Source organism: Anabaena sp. AL93 (genome assembly GCF_001672085.1).
In the GTDB taxonomy this organism is placed as follows: Bacteria; Cyanobacteriota; Cyanobacteriia; order Cyanobacteriales; family Nostocaceae; genus Dolichospermum; species Dolichospermum heterosporum.
This window is the reverse complement of record NZ_LJOU01000156.1, coordinates 1-8,226: the sequence shown is the minus strand read 5'-3', so window position 1 is coordinate 8,226 and position 8,226 is coordinate 1. Positions and strand designations below refer to the sequence as shown.

The window sequence follows — 8,226 nt, the reverse complement described above, 5'->3', positions numbered from 1 at the left end:
TTAAAGCATTTAAAGGACGCTCATCTAATTACCTAAGAAAAGAGTTCCCAGAATTAAAAAAGCTACCGTCACTTTGGACTAGCAGCTATTTCTTTTCAACTGCTGGAAACGTTGCTGCTGATACTATAGAAAGATATATTAATGACCCGCATCATGGTTGAGAATATTGGAAGCGGTTAAAACCGCACGAGTAGGCTTTCCCCCGCGCTCTAAAGAGACGCGGCTCCCAGCCTTCCCGCAATCTCCTGGTGGTTGCCCACTCTCCTACACCATCTAAGCACAAAACGGCAGCACGCTCAAAAGGACTGGGAAAAAAAGCAGAAGCCGCATGGGCTTGGTGATGTGAGGTAAATAATAGAGGCGGCAATTGAGAAGTTTTGCACTCCCCCAAGAGTGCCAATTCTTTTTTTAGGATTGTTTTTAGGTAAAGCTTTTCTTTTAGCCAGATTGGCATGGCTGTGATAAACGAGCTAAATCCTTTTGGCGCATGGGCTAAATAGGTTTCCAACAATCGCTCAAACTTGACTAATGGCTTGTCGTAAAAAACAATTTGATCGATATATTGTAACTTGGTTCCTGCTTGTTTTAGACAGTAAGCGATCGCTCCAATAGGAAAACTAGCATCGTGCTTTCGTCTTGAAAAACGTTCTTCCTGGGCTGCGGCAACGATTTCGCCATCGACAACCATAGCGGCAGCGCTATCGTGGTAGTAAGCTGAAATTCCTAAGATATGCATTTCAACACCTTTTCGACGGGTATAATTTGACTCTCTTCCCCGTTATTACTATTGGCAATCTTATGGGCAATCATTTGATAAAAACGAACCATTAAAATGACTCCAGATAGGAGTGGACTCAAAACCATACCTAACCAGATACCGATACCTCCCCAACCTAAAATGATTGCCATGAAATAGCTTCCTGCCAAGCCAAGAACCCAGACAACTAAGTTCATTAACACTGGAACGAACGTATCTTGCAACCCTATCAAAGCCCCAACAGTAATCATTTGAATACTGTAAAAAATTTGGAATAATCCCGACAAAGCGAGAAAAGAAGTTGCTGTATTAATTGCTTCGATATTCTCTGGATTGTTTATATTTAAATAAATTCCCGCAATTTGATATGGAAGCAACCAGAAAATGAGTGCCGCAGCACTCGCAAAAATGGCACCAATCGTAATCCCAATTGATGCTGCCCTTCTTGCACATCCCATTCGGGTAATGAAGGTATATCATTCACAGGGCTCCCTAAACAGACCCACACTAAGCCGTAGCGTTCCTGGCAATGATAGGTCTTGGCGATCGCACTTGCTGGGGGTATCATGTCAGGGTGAGCCGGGATCTGTACGCATTTACCTGCTTGATTGTATCTCCATCCGTGATATGCACAAACCAAAGTATTATTCGCAATTTCTCCCATAGACAGAGCAACACCTCGGTGGGGACAGTGGTCTTGCCATACCTGTATGGGTGAATTCTGTTCATGACTGCGCCATAGTACCAATTTAACTCCCAACAAACTAGCTGTGGTGATACTTCCTGGTTTACAATCTTCTATCTTTGCGACTACGTACCAGTCGTTGATTAAGATTAGGTCGGCATTTGTCATAATTGTCTCCTAAGTTTTACCACTCTATGTCACCCTTGTGAAACGATAATTAAAATAAACATTAAAAATAGGACAATGCGATTCAATAATGTGAATACGGTATTCGTCTTCCAGGTGGCGTTGTAACCACTCTATGCCCAACCTATTAGTGACATGACTTTTTTGACCAAAAATATCCCGTCCGCAGCGCACAAAATCTGCTGCATCAAAAGTTGGTTCAAACTCTGCAACGACAAAGCGCGACGGCTCTCCTGTTTGAGGAAACTGGAAATTTAAGTCATACTGTGCGTCCAATAATTGTGGCTTCGGTGCCGCGGTCCACTTAGCTCCTGCCTGAAAATATTCCTTGAGCAGCTTTCGATACGCCCAAGTTTCAAAATAGCGGTTGCGATCTGCCATTGGTGCTTCAATAATCTCATTGCCAATCACCAAAAAAACATCACGAGGATTGGCGGCACAAAAACCACTTTCTACTTGCCAAGCTGGTGTGGAGAAGGGGGCAGAGAAATCTACAGGGTTGACTCGACGAACTTTGACTCCTTCTGCTTCAAGAATGTGAATAAATTCATTTAGTTCTTTGTGTGCTAATGCAATCATCTCTGGTGGATAGGGAATTCCTCCTGTCTCAGAGAGTACCTTTTGGGCAGATTCCAATTCTTCAAGAGGGAATGTCCATTTGTTGATTGGTTCTAGGGCAGAACCATTAAGCCTTAGCGGCTGGATGGGTGGTTTTATGATTGTAGCTGCATCTATTTGGGCAATGCTAAAACGTAAGTAAAGAAAAACATAACAACGCGTTCTAGCAGAATTTTGTACTGCCTATATTTTTTAAATCTTCAATCCTCCAATGTCGATGATATAAATCAGTTACCATATAGGAGAGAGAGCGAAAAATTTCGGGGGAGATGGGGTTAACAGAGTTTTGAAATCTTAGGAACGCAAATTTAATAACCTGCAATTCTGATGTAACCTGGAATGGTGCGTTACGCTGTCGCTAACACACCCTACTTTTGCACCTTATTTAATTCACATTCCTAAGTCGGTGATGGAATTATAGGTTTGGGATAGGCGATCGCACTTTTTCCGTAGGTTATCAATAATTTTATCTTTTTCCAGCACTTCAAATGAGAACCACTGGAGTAACATCCATCCTGGTTTAGCGCGACGTAATTCCCCCTCAAACACCAAACCAAATAATAGTTTACCCTGGTGATTACCTAACGCTGGTTTATTACCTTTGAGTGAAGATAAGGGAATGACTAAATCAAATTCAGAAGAGTCGAGTTTAGGGTTATAACCAACAGTTCCTTTACCAATCCATTCTACTAAATTATCGTTGTTTCTGAATGCTGCCCTAAATTGTAAGGGTTTATTTTCATCAGGTTCAAGTTCTTCATCTTCTCCAGTATCGGGATTAAATTGTTGTAATGGCAGTCCCAGTAATTGCATCAGTGCTTTACTAGCTTTGGCGTGACTATCCCCAGTCTCCCAATGAATATTATTGACTGCATCATCTAAGTCGTTACCATCTGAATCTTTATTTTCATCATCTACTACTACATATTTCATTTGTTTGTATACCAGTTTCTTACAACCAGTATGCAAAATGCTACCGTAAATTATACGTTTCCATTGGTCTTTAGCTGTTTCCCCAAAATACTTTTTACCGATGGTTTTTTCATTAGTGAATGTGAATCTTCCATGATTTCTAGAACCACTGGCTAAATCCAGAAAGAATGCTGCTTGATAACCTTTAGGTTTAAATGCGTTTAATGCTGATGCCCTGGTTTCTGTTGTTTCTATTTCCCCAATACAAAAATCTAATTTTGGATGTAATCCTGCTAATAATATATTTCGTAATACTACTTTAGGTGCATTTGACCATTTATTTTCAGTACAATTCCACACTGACCATTCAGCAACGGTGGCGATTGAACCTACCGAACCATCTTCGATATAGCGGGTGTTTGTGAATGTTATTGTCATAATTAAAAATCCATGTATTCTAAACTTGATAATCCTGCGTTAATTGTGATAGCGGCTTCTTCAGGAATAATTACCGGAGTTTCATTGGATATGTCCATGCTTCTAGCAATCTGTTCATTTTTAAATGTCAAAGCATAAATAAAGTCATAATTCTTATTGGTTTCGGTAATAAATCCCTCTTTCAATGTTTGTATATCCTCCATTTTCTCGTCACCAATTACCCTGGCACAACAGATATCGGGTTCTGTTTGCGATGCCAATAATCCCAGTATCAAGATAAAATCACCGAGTTGATTTCTTTTAGCCATTTTGATAGCAATAATCACCAGTATTGCTGCTGCTAAAATATAAGGAGCGCAAGCTGTTAATAAACCCCATGCCCCGGCAAACATTCCGGTATTATTGAAAACTGCTGGTAATAAGTCTTTGACTGTTCTTAGTAATCCCCCAGTAATATAACGAATTGCTTCACCTCCGGGAATATCTAATCTTTTTAAGATTATAGAAATCGTAGTATTTTTTAACGCTTCAACGAAAACTCCCGGTAATTGCACTCCCTTTAAAATAAATGTTGTCAGAATACTTTCGGTAATCTTTTTCAATACTTCAATGGCGTTTATCGTTGTCGGTATATCTACAGGAACAATTGCACCATAAGCACTAGAAATATTCCCAAATTGGGATTTAAGCGAATATTCTTTATAGTTATTTTCTTCTTTATTAGATAACAATTTCCCGGCTTTTCTAAATAGTTTTTTGATACCGTTAATTGTTGGATTAACAATCTTGCTTTTCAGAAACTTCAACAGTCCTGATTTATCCTTGTGTTCTTGTCTCGCTTCTGCCCTCGCTGCCTTGGATTCATCTTTACCTAAAACCAATTCTTTGATTTTTTGTAAAGCATCCGCAAGTTCTTCTTTGACTTTATCTAGGAGTCCTTGAAATATATTGACAATTTTGAGATTGTCCTGGGGGAAATCAGCGAACTGCTTGCAGCAGCGCTTCGCTATCGCCGATGGAAATTCCTGCTCTGTTTTCTCCCTAATTGCCACAAAGTGATTCCTTACTTCCTGTGGTACAGGGTCTTCTTGTTCATCAAATTGGGATAATAAACTATCATAAGCATTGAGCATTAATGTTTTTAAATCTTCAATTTGTTGAGAAAACCAATCTTTATTTACTTGTTCTACAGATTTAATTCTGTCATAAACTGAATCATCGTTATCATAACCACTACTATTAATATTCTTCCAATTAATCAATATATTATTAACTTCTACGGACGCTTTATAAGTTTCGATATTCGCTGGGCGTTGTCCAATGGTATCCAGTTTTTGTTGTCCAACAGCACTTGGATTACCGTGTACTTTAGAGTTGAAAACTTTGTTGACACCATAACAAGATTGTAGGATTTCCGCAGAAGCATAGCCAACTTCATCGTCTAATTCTGATTTAGAAAAGTAATTAATAATCGCTTTTAGTGAAGGTAAATTATCTTGCGAGTAAACTACTGGTTGAATTGAATCAAACCAATCCTCTTTATTTGACAAAGCTTGCACAACTTCTGTGGGGACTCTTAACCCACCCTTGTTTACCCAAATTCCATCGGTTATTTGACTTAAAACTTCTTCTGGTGTCATGGTCTATAAATTTAATTTAGTTAATAAAAATATGTTAAGGATGCTAATGCTATCGCTTTGGGGTTGTGTTGTTGTTAGTTAATATCATGACCACTGCATTCGTTAAACGTACAGGAATCAACCCTTTAAAATCAATTGAACTCACTGTTGAGCAATTAAATATACTATTGAATGAACCCCGAATTACTGGAGTTGTTGATATTTCAGATTCAGGTAAGTTAATTGTTAGCTGTGAAGACGGCTTGGCTAGGATGATTGAGTTTTCTGATAATGAAATAATTTGGTTTGACAGTTATTCAGAACAGGATTAATGAAAAAGGGAATAGGCATGAGTTAATCTATTCCCATCACTTCATCATCTATTAACTGAATCTAGCCATTGTTTGATTTTAACATAATCACTAATAAAATCAAGCTTTATATAGTGAAATGAAGATTACAAAAATCATTGATGCTATCGCTTTTTAGTCTTGGTGTTTTTGAGATTTAATGATGAATAAAATCAATTTTGCGGGTATTGAAGGTAAGGTTTTACAAGTTAGTCCACATGGGAATTATCAGGTGGTGGAACTTAGCGATAGCGAAGCGCTCCGTAGGAATCGCATTACCATTGTGGGTACTTATTCAAACAAGTTTCATTGGACAGAATCCACCGATGAAAGTTCTGGATTCACCAGTTTTATCACTTACATTGGTTTGAAACAATTGGAATTCCCCAGATTTAGAGATTGGGTAATTGCTAATAATGGGTATTTCGGGGGAGACGACGGTACACCCCGACAATCAAAACGAGTCCGCAGATTTCCACTGGAGATTAAGGTGAGGGGGTTACTCGCTGAATCTGTTGTTGAGTTGATTCATGGGGAAATTGGATAATGCTGGAAAATACAGGTGACAATTACCTATTAAGGTGATTGAGGATTGAAACCAGCAATAACAAATAGCAAACACAATAGCGTTATTGATTATCGGTAATGCTATTGCTTAATGTTCAATAATATAGAGGATTGTATCATGATTGGACAATTATTTACCACTGGTATTGGCATTTATCAACAATCCCCCAGAACTGATAATAAATGGATTGCTCAAGTTGATTTTGAATATTAGTAGTCTGTTATGATTATCCCTGACTTCCTCATAATAGAAGAAATCAGGGATATAATATCATTGATTTTGCTGTAATTCTGCATCAATTAACTTTTGAAATTCCTCCAATGAGGGAACACTAATACTTGACAAAAGTAAATTTTCCAGAATAAGCATATCATCAATTTTTGTGATAGAATTACTCATCAATTCTGTAACATGATCAAATCTCTTGGAGAGAATTTTGATAATATTGTTTTGGCAGGTTTTTTTAGCACCTTTTACTTGGCCTCTTTCTTCTGCAAGTTCTTCAATAGTGCTGAGGAAAGGCATATTTAACTCCTTTTCATACTGTTCTAATTTATGGTTAAACTCTAATTGCAATGGTGGTGGTAACGTCATCATTTTATCAATGAACTTCACTAAATTAATAATGTCAAATTTAGTTAAGCCTTTTTGATACAATGGTCTGACTAAGTTCCATTTCCATTGTTCTCTTTGCGTTAAGTCCTTAGTAGTGACTTTGGTTTTCAGATGTGCCATTACTATTATAGCAAACAGATTGTTACTTGCAGCTAGTTCTTCCCATTGATAGTCTAGCAGTTTCACTATACTGAATTTGATTTTAACTTCACTATCCCCTAAACCGTATTCATAACTATTTGGTCGCCAACTTGTGTTTTCATCTCCTAATATTGCTAAACTTATTACTGGTTTATTAAATAAATCAAATGAACGATAATTATAGATAAACATTCTTTGAGGAAACTGTTTATCATATTGACTTTGGACTTCTATATGAATCAAAATCCAAATTATTTCATTATTCAATAACCAGACTTGAAACAATTTATCCGCATAACGTTTTTTTGTTTGACTAGATGCAGTAATTTGTTCTAGTTCTTTATCTAAAGAAATAGGGGGTTTACTCCAGTCAATTTGTTCGTATATTTTTGGATAAAAGAATTGTAAAAATGATTCAAAATATTGTCCTATGGCTTCTTTCCATGTTTGATCATAGTTCGCTGTTGCTTCTGTCATGTTTGTCCCTGTTTTGGAATTTATTATGAATTCCCTACTCCTTGATAATATCATAAACAAATGTGCAGTATTGCTGATTACGGTTTGGCTATTTGGGATGGTAAATCAAAAGGCACTGCTGCTAATATCCAACGAGTTAAACTTTCACGAAAAATCGTCGTTTCAGACGCTTGAAAATCTCTTAGCGTACAAAAAACCCGAAATGGTACGGTGATGCCAGCTAGACAAGATTTTGAACGTTCTCGTTTACAGTATGATAAAGCTGTGAGAAATAAGGATTACCAGTTGGCACAATTAGGAATTTCACTATCAGCTATTGAGGATAAATTAGCAGATATTCCTATTGTTAGAAGTCCTAAAGATGGTTATGTTAGAAAGATTAAGTCTTGGGTGGGTAAGGATGGTAAATACACTACTACTGTTACTATTGTTTCTGCGAGTTCTTCTAAGAATGAGAATAAGTAGGGGTGGCGATCGCTGATTTTTGAGTATATTAAAGCCTCAAACCCAATCATAACAAGGATTTATGCCATATTTATTCCAAAAAATCATAAAGGGAGCGGGTGCGATTCGTTGTTAGCTGAATCACGGTAATCAGTCCGTACATAAGCCAACCAACCTAATCCAATCATGGAAAGAGGTTGAACTCTCGGTCGGATATGGGTGTAAGTCCCATCTACCAGACTCAGGTATGACTCCCTATCTGCCCACGATGACCCGACTCGGTATCGGGAGGTCGAAGCTGGAAGACGCAATCAGACATCAGTTGTGGGGTGACACTTGGCGTTAACGGGGAGTTCCTACGGTGAAACAGAGCCTAGAAAAGCAACCTACTCTAAAGCAGGACACAACTCAAAATC

General features: G+C 37.9%; 11 protein-coding genes. 4 read left to right on the top strand and 7 right to left on the bottom strand.

The window, feature by feature from the left end:
* Positions 1-161, top strand: a 161-nt coding sequence (locus AN486_RS25400) for a transposase (RefSeq protein ID WP_290602936.1), incomplete at its 5' end; no start/stop codon positions are given.
* Here AN486_RS25400 and AN486_RS25395 read toward each other — a convergent pair.
* The 6 genes from AN486_RS25395 to AN486_RS25370 all read right to left on the bottom strand — a co-directional run bounded on the left by AN486_RS25395 (position 152) and on the right by AN486_RS25370 (position 5,236).
* Positions 152-736, bottom strand: coding sequence for a carbamoyltransferase N-terminal domain-containing protein (locus AN486_RS25395; protein WP_290602935.1), 585 nt, complete (start codon positions 734-736; stop codon positions 152-154). The genes AN486_RS25400 and AN486_RS25395 overlap by 10 nt on opposite strands.
* Entirely contained in the window at positions 724-1,215 is a 492-nt protein-coding gene (locus tag AN486_RS25390; RefSeq protein ID WP_290602933.1) for an MATE family efflux transporter, read from the bottom strand. The genes AN486_RS25395 and AN486_RS25390 overlap by 13 nt, the downstream gene beginning before the upstream one ends.
* On the bottom strand, positions 1,101-1,610 hold the full coding sequence (locus AN486_RS25385) for a Rieske 2Fe-2S domain-containing protein (RefSeq protein WP_234413208.1): 510 nt from the start codon (positions 1,608-1,610) through the stop codon (positions 1,101-1,103). Before AN486_RS25385 ends, AN486_RS25390 begins: the two co-directional genes overlap by 115 nt.
* Before the next feature lie 24 nt (positions 1,611-1,634).
* Positions 1,635-2,264 (bottom strand): hypothetical protein, encoded by a 630-nt coding sequence (locus AN486_RS25380; protein WP_290602932.1) that lies wholly within the window; start codon positions 2,262-2,264, stop codon positions 1,635-1,637.
* Between the two features lie 372 nt (positions 2,265-2,636).
* On the bottom strand, positions 2,637-3,596 hold the full coding sequence (locus AN486_RS25375) for a hypothetical protein (protein WP_205748586.1): 960 nt from the start codon (positions 3,594-3,596) through the stop codon (positions 2,637-2,639).
* Positions 3,597-3,598: 2 nt separating this feature from the next.
* Positions 3,599-5,236: a hypothetical protein gene (locus AN486_RS25370; protein WP_290602931.1), complete on the bottom strand. Its 1,638-nt coding sequence runs from the start codon at positions 5,234-5,236 to the stop codon at positions 3,599-3,601.
* Positions 5,237-5,322: 86 nt separating this feature from the next.
* On the opposite strand from AN486_RS25370, the gene AN486_RS25365 reads away from it, so the two are divergent.
* Positions 5,323-5,547: a hypothetical protein gene (locus AN486_RS25365; protein WP_290602930.1), complete on the top strand. Its 225-nt coding sequence runs from the start codon at positions 5,323-5,325 to the stop codon at positions 5,545-5,547.
* A gap of 178 nt (positions 5,548-5,725) precedes the next feature.
* On the top strand, positions 5,726-6,112 hold the full coding sequence (locus tag AN486_RS25360) for a hypothetical protein (RefSeq protein WP_290602929.1): 387 nt from the start codon (positions 5,726-5,728) through the stop codon (positions 6,110-6,112).
* A 291-nt stretch (positions 6,113-6,403) separates the two neighbouring features.
* Here AN486_RS25360 and AN486_RS25355 read toward each other — a convergent pair whose 3' ends face one another.
* The gene (locus tag AN486_RS25355; protein ID WP_290602927.1) at positions 6,404-7,366 is read right to left on the bottom strand and encodes a hypothetical protein; all 963 of its coding nucleotides are present in this window, start codon (positions 7,364-7,366) and stop codon (positions 6,404-6,406) included.
* Positions 7,367-7,579: 213 nt separating this feature from the next.
* Between AN486_RS25355 and AN486_RS25350 the strand changes: the two genes are divergently transcribed.
* Complete coding sequence (locus tag AN486_RS25350) at positions 7,580-7,831, top strand: hypothetical protein (protein ID WP_290602926.1); 252 nt, start codon at positions 7,580-7,582, stop codon at positions 7,829-7,831.
* Positions 7,832-8,226 lie beyond the last annotated feature (395 nt).

What these genes read in the sequence shown, in the direction of transcription:
- AN486_RS25395 (WP_290602935.1), bottom strand. Translation starts at nt 736, where the DNA reads ATGCATATCTTAGGAATTTCAGCTTACTACCACGATAGCGCTGCCGCT.
- AN486_RS25350 (WP_290602926.1), top strand. Translation starts at nt 7,580, where the DNA reads ATGCCAGCTAGACAAGATTTTGAACGTTCTCGTTTACAGTATGATAAA.
- AN486_RS25360 (WP_290602929.1), top strand. Translation starts at nt 5,726, where the DNA reads ATGATGAATAAAATCAATTTTGCGGGTATTGAAGGTAAGGTTTTACAA.
- AN486_RS25375 (WP_205748586.1), bottom strand. Translation starts at nt 3,596, where the DNA reads ATGACAATAACATTCACAAACACCCGCTATATCGAAGATGGTTCGGTA.
- AN486_RS25390 (WP_290602933.1), bottom strand. Translation starts at nt 1,215, where the DNA reads ATGGGATGTGCAAGAAGGGCAGCATCAATTGGGATTACGATTGGTGCC.
- AN486_RS25365 (WP_290602930.1), top strand. Translation starts at nt 5,323, where the DNA reads ATGACCACTGCATTCGTTAAACGTACAGGAATCAACCCTTTAAAATCA.
- AN486_RS25385 (WP_234413208.1), bottom strand. Translation starts at nt 1,610, where the DNA reads ATGACAAATGCCGACCTAATCTTAATCAACGACTGGTACGTAGTCGCA.
- AN486_RS25370 (WP_290602931.1), bottom strand. Translation starts at nt 5,236, where the DNA reads ATGACACCAGAAGAAGTTTTAAGTCAAATAACCGATGGAATTTGGGTA.
- AN486_RS25355 (WP_290602927.1), bottom strand. Translation starts at nt 7,366, where the DNA reads ATGACAGAAGCAACAGCGAACTATGATCAAACATGGAAAGAAGCCATA.